Origin of the sequence: Zoogloea sp., assembly GCF_028693495.1 — a bacterium.
Classification (GTDB): Bacteria; Pseudomonadota; Gammaproteobacteria; order Burkholderiales; family Rhodocyclaceae; genus Zoogloea.
In genome coordinates this window covers 1-18722 of sequence record NZ_JAQUVG010000071.1, presented here as the reverse complement: position 1 = coordinate 18722, position 18722 = coordinate 1, and the positions used below count along the sequence as shown (strand labels likewise).

The window sequence follows — 18722 nt, the reverse complement described above, 5'->3', positions numbered from 1 at the left end:
CCGAAGGCCCTCAAGGCAGAGAAGCCGGTCAAGGTCGCCAAACCCGAAAAGGTGGAAAAGCTCGAAAAACCTGCCAAGGCCAGCCGTGAAAAGGTCGTGCGGGATTCCTTTTCAATGCCCAAGAGCGAACATGCCCAGCTCAAGAGCTTGCGGGAAGGCCTGGCCAAGACGGGCCGTATCTGCACCAAGTCCGAATTGCTGCGGGCAGGTGTGCAACTCCTGTTGAAGGAAAACGCGGACAGCGTCAAGGCGCTGGTGGAAGGACTGGCCGTGGTGCCGAAGGGCAAGAGCGCCAAGTAAGCCCGGGCGGCAGGCTCAGCAGGGCAGGTCGTCTGCCAGGCGAACCTGCACCAGGCCCCGCAGGCCATTCCCCATGTAAATGGCCTCGGCTTTCCTGAGGTCGTCCACGGTAAGACTGCACTCCTGGGCCTGGCCGGCCCGGATCAGCCGCCGGCGCAGTACCCCGTTCAGAAGTCCGGCCGACTCCAGGGGGGTCAGCAGTGTTCCGTTCCGGACAATGAACAGGTTGCTGCGGGCGCCTTCAGCCAGTTCGTCGTTCTCGTTGAGAAACAGCACGTCGAAATGTCCATCCGCCATCACCCGGGCCAATTCCCGGTCGTAGAGAGCCCGGGCGGTCGTCTTGTGACGGAGCAGTGGGTCGCGGCTGTCCACCCGTTCGGGGGACAGGACGATGCTTGGGCTGGGGCCGGGGGCGCCTCTGGTCAGGCTGAACTGCTCCAGGGTGAAGTCGCCGGCCTGACCCAGGGTGATGCGTACCCGCAAGGCACTCCCGCCGGTGACTGCGGCCAGCCTTGCACGGAAGGCGGATTCATCGAAGGGAAAATCCAGCCAGCGGGCCGAATCACGCATCCGCTCCAGGTGTTCGCCCAGAAAGGGGAAGGGAGCGCCTTCCGCGGGCTCGTACCGCAGGGTCTCGATCAGTCGCAGGCCTTTGGGAAGGCGGGTCAGGAAGCGGGCCTTGAGATGACATTCTGCCCATTCTGCCGGTCCCTCCGAGTCATAGACCACGCCGCTGCCCACGTGCAGGCTGGCGTTGCCCCGGGTATCGGCGAGTAGCGTGCGGATCGGCACGCTGAAGCGGAAGTCGCCTCCCGGCCGGATCCAGCCCAGGGCGCCGCAGTACACGCCCCGGGGCACGGATTCCAGTTCGTGGATGCGCTGCATGGCCCGGATTTTCGGGGCGCCGGTGATGGAGCCGCAGGGAAACAGGGCCTGGAAGATCTCGGGCAGGGAGGCGTTCACCGGTTCGGCGATGACCCGCGAGGTCATCTGCCAGACAGTTGGGTAGGGTTCGATGTGGAACAGATCCTCCACCCGTACGCCTCCTGCGGGGGCAAGGCGGCCCATGTCGTTGCGGATCAGGTCCACGATCATCACGTTCTCTGCCCGGTCCTTGGCAGAGGCGGCCAGCAGGGCCGGGTCGCTCTGGCGTGCGGCGGTGCCTTTCATGGGCTGGCTGCGCAGGGTCGTTCCGCTGCGCTCGATGAAAAGCTCCGGGGAGCGCGACAGAATGCAGCCGTCCGCATGCTCGATGTAGGTGCCGAAGCGGACCGGCTGCGCGGCCCGCAGGGCCTGGTAGAGGGCTGGCCGGCTGCCAAACAGCTGGCCTTCCAGGGGAAAGGTGAAATTGACCTGGTAGCAGTCGCCGTCAGCGATGTAGCGGCGGATGCGTGCGATGCGGTTCAGGTAATCGGCTTCGCTGATGCCTGCCCGCAGGCCACCGATACCGCCGGTGGCGCTCTCCGCGCGGGCTTCGAGCCAGGCCTCGCAGGCGGCATGGTCGAGCCATTCTCCCTGCTCGAAGATCCATCCGCTCAGGAGTACCCGGTCATCGGTGGGGAGCAGCCTGTGCAGGCAGGGTTCAAGGGCGTGGCCGAGTTCGTAGGTGGCCGCGACGGCCACCCAGGCCCCTTCGCGGGCTGCTGTTTCCAGGCGCAGGAGTGTGTCCTGGCATGCGCTCGGGTTACGCACCTGCAGGGTTTCCTGAAGGCCGGTGAGCAGCCAGGCGCCCATCGGCCCATGACCGGGCAGGTTGTGATCGAAAAGGGCGAAGGGCAGGGTGGGGTTCGAGGCAGGCACCCGGCGGAGTTTAACCCGTCATCGCCAGGTATGGCACCTGCCGGAACGGACCCGGGAGGGCCCGTTGCAGGGAGGCGCACAGCGGGTTTTACAGCAGGGGGCTGCCGGCGTGCTCACCCCGTTCATACACCACATGGGCCCGGCCGACCAGCAGCGGATCCAGGGGGCCGATGTGCTCCAGATCCTTGTTGGTGTAGGGCATCTTGTGGAGTACGTAGCGCAGGGCATTGAGGCGTGCGCGCTTCTTGCAGTCCGACTTGATTACGGTCCAGGGGGCGTCGGCGGTGTCGGTATGGAAGAACATCGCCTCCTTGGCCTTGGTGTACTCGTCCCACTTGTCCAGGGAGGCCATGTCGATGGGGCTGAGCTTCCACTGCTTGAGCGGGTGGGATTCCCGTTCCTTGAAGCGGCGGCGCTGCTCCTGCTGGCTCACCGAGAACCAGAACTTGATCAGATGGACGCCGCTGCGTACCAGGTGGCGCTCGAACTCGGGTGTCTGGCGCATGAACTCCAGGTATTCGTCCGGGGAGCAGAAGCCCATGACCCGCTCGACTCCAGCCCGGTTGTACCAGGAGCGGTCGAACAGGGAGATTTCTCCGGCGGTGGGAAGGTGCTGTACATAGCGCTGGAAATACCACTGGCCCCGTTCGGTCTCGGTGGGTTTCTCCAGAGCCACGACCTTGGCGCCCCGCGGATTGAGGTGCTCCATGAAGCGCTTGATCGTGCCCCCCTTGCCGGCGGCATCGCGACCTTCGAAAAGGATGACGACCCGCTGACCCGTGTCCTTGACCCAGGCCTGGAGCTTGAGCAGTTCCACCTGCAGGCGGTATTTCTGCTTTTCATAGGCCTTGCGGGACATCAGGTTCTTGTAGGGATAGGCGCCTTCACGCCAGCCGTCGGCCAGTTCGTCGTCCGGATGGGACGGGAGCTTCTTGTAGACCGCCTCATCCTCGGCCAGCAGGGCTTTGCGCAGGATGGCCGCATCGTCCGGAGAGGCTCCTGCCATGATGGCCTGCAGGGTCTCGGCAATGCTGTGAGTGTCGTGCCTGGCCAGTGTGGCGACGATGTCGCTGACCGCAGTAGCCTTTGCGTCATGGGCGGCGGCAAGCGCTTCGCTGACCACGTATTCTTCGATGGCTTCGGGGGTGTTCCGGGGGGCAATGTCCCCCTCATCCGCACGCCGGGGGGCGGCAGGTTTGCCGGGACTGTCTGTTTTGCTGCTCATGGCGACCTTTCTTGTTGTCAGGCGAATCGGACGCACTCGTCATCGCACAACACAGGTCGAACGCTGGCGAGCACGTGAGTGCTAGCGGCATTTTCTGCCCAACGGAGGGGCGCTGCAATGGGTTCCCGCCAGGGAAAGGGAATCAGCCCTGGCGGCTGGCGCAGCGCTCGGCATAGGCCTTGCACCGCTCGATGTAGTCGGTTGTGCTCTTGGGCATCGGCGTACGGGCCCGGGTGATGTAGCTCACCAGGTCGCGGCCCTGCTGCAGGAGCAGCCGGCCATCGGCGGCCAGGTGTTGTTCGTCGATGTTGTCAGGCACGGCTGCGGCATTGAAGTGGCCGCACATGCGTTCGGCCGCCGTGACGAAGCTGGTCCAGATGTCGAAGATTTCCGGGTCGGTACGCAGGGTTTCGGTCTTGGTCTTGGCCGCTTTGGCAAAGGCCCGCACATGCTTCTCGATGCCGCTGAAGTTGGCGATCGGTTCAAAGGTTGCAGCGATGGCTTCGGCCACCCGGTCGATGTCCCGCAGGGTCAGGCCGATCTTGACGTAGCGGCTTTCGTAGAAGTCCTCCAGGGGGATCGAGAAGGCCTTGAAGGGCTCGCCCCACAGTTCGTCGATGCCTTCTTCCCCGGAGCGGTGCAGCACCAGCCGGCCCAGGCCGAGGGCTTCCTGCAGGCAGCGCCCGCATTCCCGCATCAGCGCATTGTCGGACTGGATCTCGATGCCGACGCTCTGCAGTTCGACGAGCTTGGTGAAAATGTCCGCGGCCCGGTTGAACAGGGCGCCGGCCAACATCGCCCCCTTGACCCGCCGCCGGTCCGTATCACTCTCCTCCTCGTAGCTCTTGCGCGCTTCGTTGAGACGGCTGCCGGGAATGTTGAGACCGTGCTCCACGTGGTTGAAGAGGCGCCGGGTGAGGGCGCCGATCAGTTTCCGCTTGGCCTGCAGGGTGTCTTCCGGCACTTCATAGGTCTTGACCCAGTAACCCGAGTAATAAACCCGTTCTCGACCGTCAATGAGGCGTTTGGTGCCTTCCGGAACGTTGTCTTCCATGATCCGCTCTTGCTGGTGGTTGAGGGGAAGCCCGAATATGTTTCAGCATTTTGCTGCAGGCGCGAAATTCTGCCTCATATTGGCTTGGATCATGATGTCGATCTGTAAATTCACTCTCAAGCTGTAGGTAAAGTCACACAATACCGTCCAGAATCTGGACACTGACGGTCTCTCCTGCGCTGACGTTGCCCTGCCGGGCGTCCAGGACGATGAAACAATTGGCTTCCGCCATGGAGCTGAGCATGGCGGAGCCCTGGCCCCCTGTGGGGCGCACCGTCCAGCCCGTGCCGTCCGTTGCCAGCACACCCCGCAGATACTCGGTGCGTCCGGGGTTTTTGCGCAGGGGGCTCTGGCAGGGTACCTGCAGCAGGACCGGTGCCGGGACCGGATCCATCCCCGCCAGCCGCAGCAAGGCCGGCCGGACCAGCTGGTAGAAGGTGACCATGGCGGCCACCGGGTTACCCGGCAGACCGAACAGCCAGGCGCCACCGGTGCCCTGGTCGATGCGGCCGAAGGCCATCGGGCGGCCGGGCTTCATGGCAACCTTCCAGAACAGCACTTCACCCAGGCGTTCCAGCAGGACCCGGGTGAAGTCGGCGTCGCCCACCGAGACGCCCCCGCTGGTGATGACTACGTCGGCCATGGCGGCAGCTTCCTGCAGCGTGGCCTCCAGGGTCTCCGGCACGTCCGGGATCAGGCCCAGGTCGATCACCTCGCAGCCCAGGCGGGTCAGCATGCCGAACAGGGTGTAGCGGTTGCTGTCGTAGATCTGGCCGGGCTGGATCGGGGTGCCCACGCTGGCCACTTCATCTCCGGTGGAGAACATGGCGACCCGCAGGCGGCGCCGGACGATCACCTCGCCGGTCCCCAGGGAGGCCACCAGGCCCAGCTCTGCGGGCCGGAGCAGCTTGCCCGCGGCGAGGGCGGGCTGCCCGGCCCGGAGCTCTTCTCCCTGGCGGCGGGTGTTCTGCCCGCCGTGCTGGCCAGCCGGGATGATGACCGTGTCGCCGTCGAGCCTGACCCGCTCCTGCATCACCACCGTATCCACACCCGCAGGCAGTCGGGCGCCGGTCATGATGCGCACTGCCTGGCCAGGGCCGATCCGGGTGTCGAGGGGATGCCCGGCCAGCACCTGGCCGACGACCTTCAGGTGTGTTTCGGCCTGCGCGGCCAGATCTGCACTGCGCAGGCCGTAGCCGTCCATCGCCGAGTTGTCGTGAGGAGGCACGTCGATGGGGCTGATGACCGGCCTGGCAAGAATCCGGCCGAGGGCCTCCCGTAGGGGGACACACTCCACGCCGCTGACGGGTTCGACGGTATCGAGGATCAGCTGGCGTCCCAGATCGGGAGATAGGTCCTGGGGGGTATAGCCGGCCTGCCGGCCGAAGTGCTGGGCAAGGGGGAGCATCGGGCGTCCTGGTCGTGGGCGGAGAGACTGCTGCGCATGATAGGCCGGCGCGGCGGGAGGGCGTGCGTCAGCCTCCGATATAAGACATTTCGATCTTGCGCAGGGCGGCGGTCTCGGCGGTGCGGATCTCCGAGTAGCGGTCGCCGCGTCCGGACCAGATCTGACCGATCACGCCAGAGAGGACCGCGTCGCTGTGGCCTGCTCGCAGCAGGGTGCGCAGGTCGTGGCCGCTCTGGGCGAACAGGCAGGTGTACAGCTGCCCTTCGGTGGACAGGCGGGCCCGGGTGCAGGTGGCGCAGAAGGCCTGGGTGACCGACGAGATCACACCGATTTCGCCACCGCCGTCCCGGTAGCGCCAGCGCTCGGCCACTTCCCCGGGGTAATTGGGGTCGATGGCCTCCAGGGGCGTCTCCCCGTGGATGCGTCGGATCACCTCGGCGGAGGGCACCACGTCGTCCATGCGCCAGCCATTGGAGCTGCCCACGTCCATGAACTCGATGAAGCGCAGGATGTGCCCCGAGTCCCGGAAGTGACGGGCCATGGGCAGGATTTCATGATCGTTGAGGCCACGCTTGACCACCATGTTGATCTTGAGCGGTCCCAGGCCGGCGTCCTCGGCTGCGGCGATGCCGTGCAGCACGTCAGCGACCGGCACGTCCACGTCGTTCATGGCCCGGAAGACAGCATCGTCCAGGGAGTCCAGGCTGATCGTGATGCGCCTGAGCCCGGCGGCCTTGAGCGCCACCGCCTTTTTTGGGAGCAGCACGCCGTTGGTGGTGAGGGTCACCTCCATGTCCGGAATCGCCACCAGTTGGGCGATCAGGTCCTCGATCCCCCGGCGCAGCAGAGGCTCCCCTCCGGTCAGGCGGATCTTGGTGACGCCATGGGCGGCAAACAACCGGGCCAGCCGGGTGATCTCCTCGAAGGACAGCAGGGACTTGCGGGGCAGGAAGGCGTGCTCCTTGTCGAAGACCTCCTTCGGCATGCAATACACGCAGCGGAAGTTGCAGCGGTCGGTGACCGAGATGCGCAGATCCTTGAGCAGGCGCTGGCGCGTGTCGGCCAGGCGCCCGGTGGGCTGTACCGGGTGGGTCGGTACCGACGGAATCTGCCGCAGTTGTCGTTCGTCGGCGAGGGGGATGACTCTCTGGTTCATGCTGTGCTGGAGCGGAGCGGGGGTGCCGACGGTTATAGGCGGAAACAGACGCCCGTGCCTTGTCCTGTGTTAAGGGCCGCATGGGCTAAGGATGCGCCCCCGCAAAATTATGGTGGGACTGCCGGCAGAGAGCAACCGGCCACGCACCGGGCGTGGCTTCAGCGGGCCGGCTGCAACTTCCCGCTGCGCGGCGGCAGGAGTGTGTGTCGGCGGGCGAGGCGGGCTGCGGGCTGCTCGATCCAGCGATGGAACAGGTCCCCCGCCGCGAGGCTCAGGAAGAAGGCGGTCACCAGCCCTGCCACCGCCGCCTCGGGGGTGGTCCATTCCAGGTGGGCCCACAGGGACCCCACCAGCACCAGGGCCGGAAAGTGGATCAGGAACAGGCTGTAGGAGATGCCGCCCAGCCACGCCACCACCCGGTTGCGGGGCCAGCGGGCGCCCAGGCCGGTCCGCTCGGCCCCGTACAGCAGCAGCCCCACCAGCACGGCGATGAGCAGTCGCCAGCGCCACTCGTAGCCCATGGCCGCCACCAGCATCAGCTGGTAGAGCCAGAACTCCCGGCTCTGGCCGCCGGTTCGCAGGGCCCTGTGCACGACCACCCCCATGAAGAAGTAGGGAAAGAAATACAGGGACCAGCGATCCCATTCCGGGTTGAGGTTGATGTGGAAGAGGGACAGGGCCGCCAGGGTCCAGCCGGCGATCCCCACGAAGTCGATCCGCCGGGCGAGGGTCCCGTCCCGCAGCCACAGGCAGGTGATGTAGATCAGGCTCAGTTGCAGGTTGATGCAGACGAACCACAAGCCCGCCGACAGGGACTCGTAACCCAGGATGTCCTGCAGGAAGAACAGGTGGGCCAGCAGCTGGGGCCAGGTGACGGGGGAGCCCAGCACTGCCTCGGGAATCCACCCCCGGGCGAAGAGATAGGCGGGCAGCACCACGGCGATCGCCCCCAGGTAGGGCAGGCCGAGGCGCAGGTAGCGTTGCAGCACGAAGCGCCGGACCTGTTCCCCGTCCCAGCGACGGGCATCCATGCCGCGTGCCATCACGTATCCCCCCACCACGAAGAAGACCTGGGTGGTGCGGGCGTGGTGCTCGAACCAGCCCAGCAACTCCCCCACCAGCGGTGCGGCCCAGTCCCGCAGGGGCGGGTAGAGGGCAAAGTGGTGCCAGACGATGATCAGCGCCGCCACGGCGCGCAGGGCGACGACGAAGGGGAGGGGAGGAGACGACGGTGGCAGGATCGTGGAAGACACGGGATTTGGTTTCCTTCAAGGCAGGCCGGTCGCGCATGCCGGAGTGGCGGCGCGACAGGCAAAATCAGCGGAAAGGGGACCTGCACGGTGGCTGGATCCGGTGGAGGGGGCGCGACGCAACGGCGTCCCGCCCGGGGTGCCTTGGGAGCCCCCCTTGCCTGCAGGAGCCCGGGCGGCCTTCCGACGGGGTCGGAGCGGATCCGGGCGGCGTTCCTCGGATGGAGGTGCTGCAGTGCAACCTGATATACCCCGTTAAAGAGAGGGGCGACACGACAAAGTTCCCGTGATTGCTGCATTGCGCAACAAGAGGAGTCCCTGGCGATCCGGGCCCGGGCTGCTTGCCTGTCTTGGCTCCGCGGCCTGGGCTCGAACCAGGGACCTGCGGACCAACACTCCGGAAGAGGGAAACCATAGCGAGGTCATTGCGGCCGGAACACCGGACATGACCCCTGGCCTGCGATGGCGACGAGATTATGAGCGTCAGGGCGGAGGACCTGCTTATTGAGCCAGCTACGGAGGACTGCGCCTTGGGCAGAATCGCGGCGTTCGACGAGCAGGACGCCCATCTCAAGCTCCAGCACGGAGATGGCGGAGAGAAACCGTTCAGAGGCGGGTACGCCTGCCGCCCAGGCAGTAAGCCTTGCATCTGCCTTGCCCGCCTTTGCTTTTCGAAGCTCGGAGACGACGTTGGTATCGCGCAGGTACATCAGGCGAGATCTGCCGGACGAAAGAGGGAACCGCCGATACGTACCTGGGTCTTCTTCCAGGCAGGCGTCCAGATACACCGCCATGTCTTCTTCGGGCCGACTTGCTCCTGAGCCAGGGGCGCTTTCATCATCGCCCCCTTGATCCATCATCCATGCGGATAATGCAGGTGCCAATCGCCGCAGTTCCTGCGGTGATATTCTTGTCCATACGGTGAAAGCCACCCATAATCGCCGCATGAATCACGACGATTACCTTTATATCTGGCAGGCGCCGGATTGGCCTCACTGGCGTTATGACCTTGCAGCACTGGCAGGCCGTCTGGCTGACGTCAGTCGGGCCCAGGGCATGCTCCTTGGGCGCCTTACCGACGTGGGGGCCGCGACCCGCGATCAAGCCAGTCTGCTCGCGCTCACCGACGATGTCGTCAAGACCAGCGAGATCGAGGGGGAACACCTGAATGTCGCCTCCGTCCGTTCGAGCATCGCCCGTCGGCTGGGTGTGGACGTCGGCGCCTTAGCGCCCGTCGATCGCCACGTCGAAGGCGTGGTCGAGATGGTGTTGGATGCAACGGCCAACTCGGCGCAGCCGATGACCGCGGAACGTCTGTTCGGCTGGCACGCAGCACTGTTTCCGACGGGTTATTCGGGGATGACGCGGATCAAGGTGGCGGGCTGGCGGGATGACACCAATGGGCCGATGCAGGTGGTCTCTGGAGCGATGGGGCGGCAGAAGGTCCACTTCGAGGCGCCGCCTGCAGAGCAGCTTCCTTCAGAGACGGCGAGATTCCTGGACTGGCTGAACGCCGACTCCGGCGAGCCCCCGCTGATCAAGGCAGGCCTCGGACATCTCTGGTTCGTCACGTTGCACCCATTCGACGATGGTAATGGACGGATCGCCCGGGCCGTAGGTGACCTGCTGCTTGCTCGTGCGGATGGCAGTCCCCAGCGCTTCTACAGCCTGTCGGCACAGATTCAGAGGGACCGGAAGGCCTACTACGAGATTCTCGAACGCACCCAGAAGGGCACGCTGGATGTCACGGCGTGGCTGGTCTGGTTTCTGGAGAGCCTGCGCCGCGCGGTGGATCAGGCCCAGCACACGCTCGATGCGGTGCTGATCAAGGCGCGGTTCTGGCAGCGCTGGGCGGCCACGCCGTTCAACCAGCGGCAGGTGAAGGTGCTCCATCGGCTGCTGGATGGCTTCGAGGGCAAGCTCACCAGCAGCAAGTGGGCGGCCATCGCCAAGTGTTCGGCAGATACGGCGCTGCGGGACATCAACGATCTGCTGGCCCGCGGGGTGCTCCGGAAGATGGCAGGGGGAGGGCGGAGTACGGGGTACGAGTTGAACACGCTGTAGCTTAGGCCCAAGGGTTCAGCAGACCGACACCCGTCGCCTCGAAGTCCGCGATGTTGCGGGTGACGACTGTCAGGCCGTGCACCAGAGCGGTGGCCGCCATGAGTGCATCCCGCTCCGCCCGCGGATCAGGTACGTGCAGTCGGGCCACGGCGGCATCCACCGGCAGGATGCGATCCGCGAGGGCCGGAAGGACCTGCTTATTGAGCCAGCTACGGAGGACTGCGCCTTGGGCAGAATCGCGGCGTTCGACGAGCAGGACGCCCATCTCAAGCTCCAGCACAGAGATGGCGGAGAGAAACAATTCAGAGGCGGGTACGCCTGCCGCCCAGGCAGTAAGCCTCCCGGCTCGAAAGGATTGTGTTCGGCACGCCCATCTCCTTTGTGTAGAACTCTGGGTTGCCGGCAGGTGAAAGCGCTTTTTAGAGATCTTCGCGGGTGATTCCGGTTGCTTTCGCCAGTTGAGTCATGCTCTGAGCCCGTGCGAAGCACAAACACGACGGCCTCGAAACCACCCGCGCCGGCTTGGGTTTGCGCCCACCGCCGGGTTTGCGGACGAAACTTTTCTCCGGGTCGCGCTCACGTTTGGCCGGAATCAGCGGCCCAACGCGGCTCCAGAATGCATCCGTCACTTCCCAGGACTTGGCTCCCATGCACCCGGACTCAGCAGAACGAAAGCCGTATTATCGGTTAATTACGGACAAGTTCTTATAGGTCACCCAGTGCCGACTGTCAGCGCTTCCCATTCTCGAGCATCGCACGTCGCAGCAATTCGTTGATCCGTGTCTGATAACCCTTGTCCTGTTGTGCCTTGAACCAGCCGACAACATCCGCGTCGATTCGCAGCGTCAGTTGCTGCTTGATCGGCCGGTAGAACTGGCCGACCTGGGCCTGTTGCCAGTTGGCTGGTGTGCTCACCGGAATGTCCGAGTAGTCGATGGCCTCGTCTGGCAGGCCACTCAGAGCCTTTAGCTCTTCAATCTGTGCTGGTGGGGTCAGCTTGCTACTGCGCGCCTTGCTCATGCAGTCGCTAACGGCTCGCCGCCGGCAGATGCGTGGAGCTTGATCTTCAGAGCCTTGATAACCTTCAGAATCGTCGAGAACTCCGGGTTGCCGGCGGGTGAAAGTGCCTTGTAGAGGCCTTCACGGGTGATTCCGGTTGCCTTGGCCAATTGGGTCATGCCCTGGGCCCGGGCGATGTCATTGAGCGCCGCGCGCACGACGCTCCCGTCACCCGGATCTTCTTCAAGGCAGGCGTCCAGATACATCGCCATGTCTTCCTCGGATTGAAGGTGATCAATAGGGTCCCAGCGGGAAAATTGTTCGCTCATGGTTTCCATTCCTTCGCAATCTCGATCGCGCGGTTTATATCGGCGTCCTGGGTGCTCTTGTCTCCACCGGCAAGCAGCACCACGATGATTGGCCCATGCTGTAGGTAGTAGAGCCGGTAACCCGGGCCGTAGTCGATGCGGATTTCATTGACACCATCTCTGACCGGCTTGGTATCACCAAAGTTACCGGTTTCTGCCACACGGCGGATCCGGGCATTGATGCGCATGACGGCAGCCCGATCCTTCAGCTTGGCGAGCCAGCGTGAGAAGGTCGTACTTTGAACGATTTCAAGCATGAATCGAGTGTAGCCTATGGATTACACTTGAGCAATCCAAACCGCCTAGTGTCATCTCTGCTGATTTCGTCCGATCCAGAGCCCGACTAGAGCATGTTCTGAACGATGTTCGTGGCATCGGCCAGATGGGGCAGCATGAGGCAGGCAAAGGCCAGATAGTGCACTCCAGCCAAGGTTTCGGGCAAGCGTTCGTAATCCCGGGCCAAGCGGCGAAAGCGCGCTGCCCAACCGAAACTGCGTTCGACCACCCAGCGCCGGGGTAACAGCACGAATCCCCGCTTGGCCTCGGGGAGTTTGACCACGTCGAGGGTGATGCCGTGTTCAAGGGCTGCATTGGCGGGGTTCTGGCCGGTATACCCCTGATCGACGTAGGCCAGGGTCACCTCCTGATTGCTCACGTCCTGGATCGCCTCGGCCAACTGGCCGACTTGATCCCGATCCTGTTCGTTGGCCGGCGTGACATGCAGCGCCAGCAGGTTGCCCAGCGTATCGACGGCCAGATGAACTTTCGAGCCCTTCTTGCGCTTGGCCCCGTTGTAGCCGGCGCGGGCACCGCTGGTGGGGGTCGATTGCAGCGTCCGGCTGTCCAGAATGGCCGCAGAGGGATGGGGTGTGCGCCCATCGGCCAGGCGCAGCAGCATGCGCAAGTCGTGCACGATGGCCTCGAAACAGCCGGCCTTGAACCAGCGCTGCATCTGCTGATGCACGTGCGACTAGGGCGGCAGGTCGTTGGGCAGCATCCGCCACGGACAGCCGGTGCGCACCACGTAGCGCAGCGCGTTGAACACTTCGCGCAGATCGTGCCGGCGCGGACCGGCATCAAGCGGAAAGAGGATCAGATAAGGTGCGACGAAGGCCCACTCTTCGTCGCTGACATCGGTCGGGTAGGGTTTGCGGCCTGCCATAGACCGCGAATCTTAAGGCTATGGCATGGTTCAGGACACAGGCTCTAGGCGGACCGACAAGCCGCTCGCGGTGGCCGACAAACCCTTGATGCCCAGATAGCGGTCGCAGAACCACAGCACCCACAGCACATAGAGCACGGCGATCTCGGCGTCGCGCAGGCCGTAGGCTCGGAATGCCGCCGGCAGCTTGCGCTGCACGCGCCGCATCTCGGACTTGCGATAACCCTTCGGCAGCAGCGCTTTCGTGGCTCAACCTTGGGGCTGCCACAGCGATTTGGTTATGCGTTGGTGTTCCGGTAGGGGGCAGCGCAATGAACCTGCACGGGGGGGTGTCAATTGGCGTACTGCATATAGACCCCCTTGCAGAGATTGACTCCAAGAGTGATCTGCTGCGTGGAGTCCGCCCGAGGGCCGGTCCGTGCCGGTCGTGTGGTGGATGGCGGCGTTGAAGAGGCTGTGTTTCTCGGTGCCGCGTGACGGCGATACCGTGGCAGCAGGCGGGAGCATGTGGCCGGAAGGGGGCTGCAGTCGAGCCGCAGAGGCTTCGGAAGCGGGGGGCGTGGCGTGACAAGCAGCTGGGGCTGCCCTCGCGACGCATTGGGCGGTGGCAGCGAGCGGCCGCGCCTTGATGCGTGATCCCGCGCCCGGCATCGAAAACCGCGGACCAGAGATCGACCAGGCAACAAAAAAGCCAACCCTTGCGGATTGGCTTTTCTGCTTGCTTGTCTTGGCTCCTCGACCTGGGCTCGAACCAGGGACCTACGGATTAACAGTCCGGCGCTCTACCGACTGAGCTATCGAGGATCTGACGGGTTAGCAGCACGTTACCGTGAAGATTTCGTGTTGCTGCAAATTGTTGGCTCCTCGACCTGGGCTCGAACCAGGGACCTACGGATTAACAGTCCGGCGCTCTACCGACTGAGCTATCGAGGAACATCTGAGGCGCGCAGTATAGGCAGGGCTCCAAAAGGTGTCAAGACTTTTTTGCGCGACTCATCTTTTCTTTACCTCCCTGGGGGGCAAAGAAAGGGGGCGGTCAGGCCTTGATGACTGCGGCGATGGCGTCGGCCACGTATTCGATGTTCTTGCTGTTCAGCGCGGCCAGGCAGATGCGGCCGGTGCCGACGGCGTAGATGCCGAATTCGTCCTTCATGCGCTCCACCTGGGCGGCGGTGAGCCCGGTGTAGGAGAACATGCCGCGCTGCTTGATCACGAAGGAGAAATCCTGGTCCACCTTGCGGGCAGCCAGTTGTTCCACCAGACCAGTACGCATGGCACGGATGCGGTCCCGCATGCCGGCCAGTTCGTCTTCCCACTGCTGGCGCAGTTCGGGGGTGGACAGCACGGCAGCCACAACGGCGCCGCCGTGAATCGGCGGGTTGGAGTAGTTGGTGCGGATCACGCGCTTGAGCTGGGACAGCACGCGGGCGGACTCGTCCTTGCTCTGGGTGACGATGGACAGGGCGCCGACGCGTTCGCCATACAGCGAGAAGCTCTTGGAGAAGGAGCTGGAGACGAAGAAGGACAGGCCGGAGGCGGCAAACAGGTTGACGGCCACGGCGTCCGGCTCGATCCCGTCGGCAAAGCCCTGGTAGGCCATGTCGAGGAAGGGAATCAGGCCGCGCTCGGCGCAGGCCTTGACCACCTCGGCCCACTGGGCTTCGGTCAGATCCGCACCGGTGGGGTTGTGGCAACAGGCGTGGAGTACGATCACCGAGCCGGCCGGCAGGCTGTTGAGCTTGGCGATCATGGCCTCGGCGTTGGCGCCGCGGGTTTCCGGGTTGTAGTACGGGTAGGTATCCACCGGGAAGCCGGCAGCCTCGAACAGGGCGCGGTGATTTTCCCAGGAGGGGTCGGAGATGTAGACGGTGGCACCCGGGGCCACGCGCTTGATCAGGTCGCCGCCGATCCGGAGGGCACCTGTGCCACCGAGAGCCTGGGCGGTGACAACGCGGCCGTCACGGATGAGGGCGCTGCCGGCACCGAAGAGCAGGGTCTGCACTGCGTTGTTGTAGTTGACCGGGCCTTCGATGGGTTGGTAACCACGGGGGGGGGCCGCTTCGAGGCGGGCCTTTTCGGCGGTCCTGACGGCGCCGAGCAGGGGGATCTTGCCGTTGTCGTCAAAGTAAACGCCAACGCCGAGGTTGACCTTGGTGCTGCGGGTATCCGCGTTGAAGGCTTCGTTCAGACCGAGAATCGGATCGCGGGGGGCCATTTCCACCGCAGCAAAGATCGAAGAGCTCATGGGTTCTCCAAAAGGGGCGAAGGGGGCGGGCGCTTTGGGCGCTCCGCCGGGCGATAATGTGGTTTGTCCGGAATTGGATCCGGACCTTACCGACAGACTTGAATTTGAAATTTTATCATGGCCGATCAATCCGATAGCGGGCGAGTGGTGACTTTCGAGGGGAGCCCGTTCCGGCTCCATCAGCCGTTCCAGCCCGGAGGCGACCAGCCCGAGGCGATCCGCAAGCTGGTGGAGGGCATTGGTGACGGTCTGATGTTCCAGACCCTGCTGGGCGTCACCGGCTCGGGCAAGACCTACACCATGGCCAACGTGATCGCCCGCTGCGGCCGTCCGGCCCTGGTGCTGGCCCACAACAAGACCCTGGCGGCACAGCTGTACTCGGAGTTCCGGGAGTTCTTTCCCGAGAATGCGGTGGAGTATTTCGTCAGCTACTACGATTACTACCAGCCGGAGGCCTACGTGCCATCCCGCGATCTGTTCATCGAGAAGGACTCGGCGATCAACGAGCACATCGAGCAGATGCGCCTGTCGGCCACCAAGAGCCTGATGGAGCGGCGCGATGTGGTGATCGTGGCTTCAGTGTCGTGCATCTACGGCATCGGCGATCCGGGCGACTATCACAGCATGGTCCTGCATCTGCGGGAGGGCGAGCGGGTTGTCCACCGGGACCTGGTGCAGCGCCTGGTGGCCATGCAGTACACCCGTGCGGATGTGGACTTCAAGCGTGGCACCTTCCGGGTGCGTGGTGACGTGATCGACATCTTTCCTGCGGAAAGTGCCGAGCATGCCCTGCGGGTCGAGATGTTCGACGATGAGATCGAGCACCTGACCCTGTTCGATCCCCTCACCGGCCACCTCAAGCAGAAGCTGGCCCGCTTCACCGTGTACCCGTCCAGCCATTACGTCACGCCCCGGGCCACGGTTTTGCGTGCCGTCGAGGCCATCAAGGAGGAGTTGCGCGGGCGCATCGAGACTTTCCAGAAGGCCGGCAAACTGGTGGAGGCCCAGCGTATCGAGCAGCGCACCCGCTTTGACCTGGAGATGCTCAATGAACTGGGTTTCTGCAAGGGTATCGAGAACTACTCCCGCCACATGTCCGGGCGCAACCCTGGCGATGCGCCACCGACCCTGATCGACTACCTGCCCAAGGATGGCCTGATGTTCATCGACGAATCCCATGTGTCCATCGGCCAGGTGGGGGCGATGTACAAGGGCGACCGTTCGCGCAAGGAGAATCTGGTGGAGTACGGCTTCCGGCTGCCCTCCGCGCTCGACAACCGGCCCCTCAAGTTCGAGGAGTTCGAGCGCCTGTTGCCTCAGACCGTGTTTGTTTCCGCAACGCCGGCAGCCTACGAGAAGGCGCACCAGGGGCAGGTGGTGGAGCAGGTGGTGCGCCCCACCGGGCTGGTGGATCCGATCATCATCGTCAAGCCGGCCACCACCCAGGTGGACGATCTGCTGGGCGAGATCAAGCTGCGTCTGGCCGTGCAGGAGCGGATCCTGGTCACGGTGCTGACCAAGCGTCTGGCCGAGGATCTGACCGAGTATCTGGCCGAGAACGGTATCCGGGTGCGTTATCTGCACTCGGACATCGACACCGTCGAGCGGGTCGAGATCATTCGTGACCTGCGCCTGGGGGAGTTCGATGTGCTGGTGGGGATCAACCTGCTGCGGGAGGGGTTGGACATTCCGGAAGTGTCGCTGGTGGCCATCCTCGATGCGGACAAGGAGGGCTTTCTGCGTTCGGAGCGGTCGCTGATCCAGACCATTGGTCGGGCAGCCCGCCACCTCCATGGCACGGCGATTCTCTATGCGGACCGGATTACCGATTCCATGAAAGCGGCGATGGGTGAAACGGAGCGACGCCGGGCCAGGCAGATTGCCTTCAACGAGGCCCACGGGATTACGCCCAGGTCCGTGACAAAGCGCATAAAGGACATTATCGACGGTGTTTATGATGGGGGCTCCGGGGATGCTCCGGTCGTGGTCGATGCCCGCTCCGCCGATTATGCGGCCATGGACGAGAAAGCCCTGGCCAGGATGATCCGTCAGCTGGAGAAGGAAATGCAGGAGCACGCCCGCAATCTCGAGTTCGAAAAGGCGGCAGCGACCCGGGACAAATTGTTCCGGCTCCGGCAGCAGGCCTTCGGCGCTGACGGGCATGATCCGGCTCCTTCACCTAAGGCCACTGGCTGAGAGATTTAGACGAAATTGGTCCTCGCCCTTGTACGTTCCGCCCGCCGGCTGTTTAAATTGCCGGGAGGAGGGAACCCCATAATGAAAATATTGTTCGTGTGTACCGGCAACATCTGTCGGTCTCCGACAGCGGAGGGCGTCGCACGGCGTTGGTTGAGCGTGGAAGGTCTTGAGAATCTGGTCGCTGTGGACTCAGCCGGCATTCAGGGTCATCACGCAGGCGAGGTGCCTGACCCCCGTACCCGGACAGCCGCCCAGAGACGAGGTTATGACCTTTCCCGCCTGCGGGCTCGCAAGGTGGATCCAAAGGATTTTCTTGAGTTCGATCTGTTGCTGGCCATGGACCGGGAGCACTTCCACTATCTGCAGGACCGAGCGCCGGAAGGCTGCCGGCACAAGGTCAGGATGTTCATGAGCTATGCCCGGCGTTTCAAGCGTGACGACGTGCCAGACCCTTATTACGGGGGGGCAACGGGCTTCGATGCGGTTCTGGACATGTGTGAGGATGCGGTACAAGGCTTGCTTGAGGATATTCGTCCGGAACTGGAGCGTCAGCGTCATTCCGTTACCTGATCCTGCTCCGGATCAACCGGTTTGCCGCCACCATGCAAAAAGGCCAGCCCCGCGGGGCTGGCCTTTTTGACGATCGTGGATCCTACTTCTGACCGGTTTCCACCTGAACCAACGGTTCCTCTGCAACCGCTTGGGCAGAGCGGCGGCGGCGACCCAGGGGCTGGACGGGAGCCTCCACCGGGGCGAAGGCCTGGGCCGTATCCCTTCGGGTTTCGATCAGCACCAGGCCGCTGGCCTCCAGATCTGCAGGGGCGGCAAGCGGAGTGCTTGTGGCGGCGACCGGGGCCGGTTCAGGCCTGATCTCGGCGCTGATGTTTTCCTGGGGAGGGACCATGACTTCCACGACGTGCTTGTCCACGATGGGGGCGGCCAGGGGCTCCAGGGGGGCAGCAGCGATCTCCGTCACCGGCGTGGCAGCAAGGGTGCTGGCGCTGCCGACGTCGTCCGCAGGGGTTTCCTGGGGCACGGCGGCGGGTTCTGCTGGATTGTCCGGGGTGCCTGTCCCGGGCTGAATGGCTGCAGGGCTCTCGATCACGCTCGGGTGTCCGGCAGTCTGCACGGCCTGCTCGATCAGGTCCGGGGTGTCTGCCTTGCTGGCCGGAGGCGCGGGGGGCGCATCCGCTGGGGCAGGCGTGTCGGCCACCGGAGTGGTGGTTTCCAGGGGCGTGCTGTTGGCGGCGTCCGTAACCACGACCGGGTCGCTGATCACGGCGGCCTCCGGAGTGCTTGCGACGACCGGGCCCGGAGCGGCTTCGGTGGCGGCGTTGCTCTGCTCGCCAATCTCCAGTTCGCCCTGGCTGCTGGCGTCGGTGCTGCCGGGTTCTTCGTTGCGGCGACCGCCACGACGACCACGACGGCTGCGGCGGCGCTCATTGGCAGCTTCGCCTTCCGCTGTGCTCTGGACTGCGTTGCTCTCGGGGAC

Annotated in this window: 17 protein-coding genes, 2 tRNA genes and 3 pseudogenes; 4 read left to right on the top strand and 18 right to left on the bottom strand. The window is 64.2% G+C overall.

The features are described from left to right. The coding region (locus PHD22_RS12010; protein WP_299866968.1) for a hypothetical protein at positions 1-300 on the top strand (300 nt) is incomplete at its 5' end. A gap of 15 nt (positions 301-315) precedes the next feature. Here PHD22_RS12010 and pabB read toward each other — a convergent pair. The 7 genes from pabB to PHD22_RS11975 form a co-directional block, all read right to left on the bottom strand. Beyond that, entirely contained in the window at positions 316-2100 is a 1785-nt protein-coding gene (gene pabB / locus PHD22_RS12005; RefSeq protein WP_299866965.1) for an aminodeoxychorismate synthase component I, read from the bottom strand. A gap of 88 nt (positions 2101-2188) precedes the next feature. Next, positions 2189-3325, bottom strand: coding sequence for a polyphosphate kinase 2 (ppk2, locus tag PHD22_RS12000; RefSeq protein WP_299866962.1), 1137 nt, complete (start codon positions 3323-3325; stop codon positions 2189-2191). Between the two features lie 142 nt (positions 3326-3467). Then, on the bottom strand, positions 3468-4379 hold the full coding sequence (locus PHD22_RS11995; protein WP_299866959.1) for a hypothetical protein: 912 nt from the start codon (positions 4377-4379) through the stop codon (positions 3468-3470). A gap of 133 nt (positions 4380-4512) precedes the next feature. Further along, a complete protein-coding gene (glp, locus tag PHD22_RS11990; protein WP_299866956.1) occupies positions 4513-5787 on the bottom strand; it encodes a gephyrin-like molybdotransferase Glp in 1275 nt (424 codons plus the stop codon). Between the two features lie 67 nt (positions 5788-5854). Then, the gene (gene moaA, locus PHD22_RS11985) at positions 5855-6943 is read right to left on the bottom strand and encodes a GTP 3',8-cyclase MoaA (protein WP_299866954.1); all 1089 of its coding nucleotides are present in this window, start codon (positions 6941-6943) and stop codon (positions 5855-5857) included. A 158-nt stretch (positions 6944-7101) separates the two neighbouring features. Next, positions 7102-8196, bottom strand: a complete 1095-nt coding sequence (locus PHD22_RS11980) for an acyltransferase (RefSeq protein WP_299866951.1) — start codon at positions 8194-8196, stop codon at positions 7102-7104. A gap of 419 nt (positions 8197-8615) precedes the next feature. Further along, on the bottom strand, positions 8616-8987 hold the full coding sequence (locus tag PHD22_RS11975; protein WP_299866948.1) for a hypothetical protein: 372 nt from the start codon (positions 8985-8987) through the stop codon (positions 8616-8618). Positions 8988-9138: 151 nt separating this feature from the next. Between PHD22_RS11975 and PHD22_RS11970 the strand changes: the two genes are divergently transcribed. Continuing rightward, entirely contained in the window at positions 9139-10257 is a 1119-nt protein-coding gene (locus PHD22_RS11970; protein WP_299866943.1) for a Fic family protein, read from the top strand. Position 10258: 1 nt separating this feature from the next. Here PHD22_RS11970 and PHD22_RS11965 read toward each other — a convergent pair whose 3' ends face one another. The 10 genes and pseudogenes from PHD22_RS11965 to PHD22_RS11920 form a co-directional block, all read right to left on the bottom strand. After that, positions 10259-10663, bottom strand: a complete 405-nt coding sequence (locus tag PHD22_RS11965; protein WP_366520730.1) for a type II toxin-antitoxin system VapC family toxin — start codon at positions 10661-10663, stop codon at positions 10259-10261. Positions 10664-10725: 62 nt separating this feature from the next. Then, positions 10726-10907: pseudogene (locus PHD22_RS11960) on the bottom strand (IS5/IS1182 family transposase); the annotation flags it as partial. A gap of 79 nt (positions 10908-10986) precedes the next feature. After that, positions 10987-11277: a BrnA antitoxin family protein gene (locus PHD22_RS11955; protein ID WP_299866941.1), complete on the bottom strand. Its 291-nt coding sequence runs from the start codon at positions 11275-11277 to the stop codon at positions 10987-10989. Beyond that, the gene (locus PHD22_RS11950) at positions 11274-11585 is read right to left on the bottom strand and encodes an addiction module antidote protein (RefSeq protein ID WP_299866939.1); all 312 of its coding nucleotides are present in this window, start codon (positions 11583-11585) and stop codon (positions 11274-11276) included. The genes PHD22_RS11955 and PHD22_RS11950 overlap by 4 nt, the downstream gene beginning before the upstream one ends. Continuing rightward, on the bottom strand, positions 11582-11881 hold the full coding sequence (locus PHD22_RS11945) for a type II toxin-antitoxin system RelE/ParE family toxin (protein WP_299866937.1): 300 nt from the start codon (positions 11879-11881) through the stop codon (positions 11582-11584). Before PHD22_RS11945 ends, PHD22_RS11950 begins: the two co-directional genes overlap by 4 nt. A gap of 86 nt (positions 11882-11967) precedes the next feature. After that, positions 11968-12786, bottom strand: a pseudogene (locus PHD22_RS11940) (IS5 family transposase). Positions 12787-12816: 30 nt separating this feature from the next. After that, the gene (locus tag PHD22_RS11935) at positions 12817-12984 is read right to left on the bottom strand and encodes a hypothetical protein (protein ID WP_299866934.1); all 168 of its coding nucleotides are present in this window, start codon (positions 12982-12984) and stop codon (positions 12817-12819) included. 530 nt (positions 12985-13514) lie between these two features. Next, positions 13515-13590 (bottom strand) — tRNA-Asn (locus tag PHD22_RS11930). A gap of 53 nt (positions 13591-13643) precedes the next feature. Then, positions 13644-13719 (bottom strand) — tRNA-Asn (locus PHD22_RS11925). Positions 13720-13822: 103 nt separating this feature from the next. After that, entirely contained in the window at positions 13823-15031 is a 1209-nt protein-coding gene (locus PHD22_RS11920) for an amino acid aminotransferase (RefSeq protein WP_299866931.1), read from the bottom strand. Positions 15032-15148: 117 nt separating this feature from the next. Here PHD22_RS11920 and uvrB point away from each other — a divergent pair, with 117 nt between their 5' ends. Together uvrB and PHD22_RS11910 are read left to right on the top strand one after the other, a co-directional pair. Beyond that, positions 15149-17227, top strand: a complete 2079-nt coding sequence (uvrB, locus tag PHD22_RS11915) for an excinuclease ABC subunit UvrB (RefSeq protein ID WP_299866929.1) — start codon at positions 15149-15151, stop codon at positions 17225-17227. Positions 17228-17305: 78 nt separating this feature from the next. After that, the gene (locus tag PHD22_RS11910) at positions 17306-17800 is read left to right on the top strand and encodes a low molecular weight protein-tyrosine-phosphatase (RefSeq protein WP_299866971.1); all 495 of its coding nucleotides are present in this window, start codon (positions 17306-17308) and stop codon (positions 17798-17800) included. 82 nt (positions 17801-17882) lie between these two features. On the opposite strand, the pseudogene PHD22_RS11905 reads toward PHD22_RS11910, so the two are convergent. After that, positions 17883-18722 (bottom strand): annotated as a pseudogene (locus tag PHD22_RS11905) (hypothetical protein); the annotation flags it as partial.

Coding starts and splice junctions, on each gene's coding strand:
- PHD22_RS11955 (WP_299866941.1), bottom strand. CDS start 11,277: ATGAGCAAGGCGCGCAGTAGCAAGCTGACCCCACCAGCACAGATTGAA.
- PHD22_RS11975 (WP_299866948.1), bottom strand. CDS start 8,987: ATGGCGGTGTATCTGGACGCCTGCCTGGAAGAAGACCCAGGTACGTAT.
- moaA (WP_299866954.1), bottom strand. CDS start 6,943: ATGAACCAGAGAGTCATCCCCCTCGCCGACGAACGACAACTGCGGCAG.
- PHD22_RS11920 (WP_299866931.1), bottom strand. CDS start 15,031: ATGAGCTCTTCGATCTTTGCTGCGGTGGAAATGGCCCCCCGCGATCCG.
- ppk2 (WP_299866962.1), bottom strand. CDS start 3,325: ATGAGCAGCAAAACAGACAGTCCCGGCAAACCTGCCGCCCCCCGGCGT.
- PHD22_RS11970 (WP_299866943.1), top strand. CDS start 9,139: ATGAATCACGACGATTACCTTTATATCTGGCAGGCGCCGGATTGGCCT.
- PHD22_RS11950 (WP_299866939.1), bottom strand. CDS start 11,585: ATGAGCGAACAATTTTCCCGCTGGGACCCTATTGATCACCTTCAATCC.
- PHD22_RS11945 (WP_299866937.1), bottom strand. CDS start 11,881: ATGCTTGAAATCGTTCAAAGTACGACCTTCTCACGCTGGCTCGCCAAG.
- glp (WP_299866956.1), bottom strand. CDS start 5,787: ATGCTCCCCCTTGCCCAGCACTTCGGCCGGCAGGCCGGCTATACCCCC.
- PHD22_RS11995 (WP_299866959.1), bottom strand. CDS start 4,379: ATGGAAGACAACGTTCCGGAAGGCACCAAACGCCTCATTGACGGTCGA.
- uvrB (WP_299866929.1), top strand. CDS start 15,149: ATGGCCGATCAATCCGATAGCGGGCGAGTGGTGACTTTCGAGGGGAGC.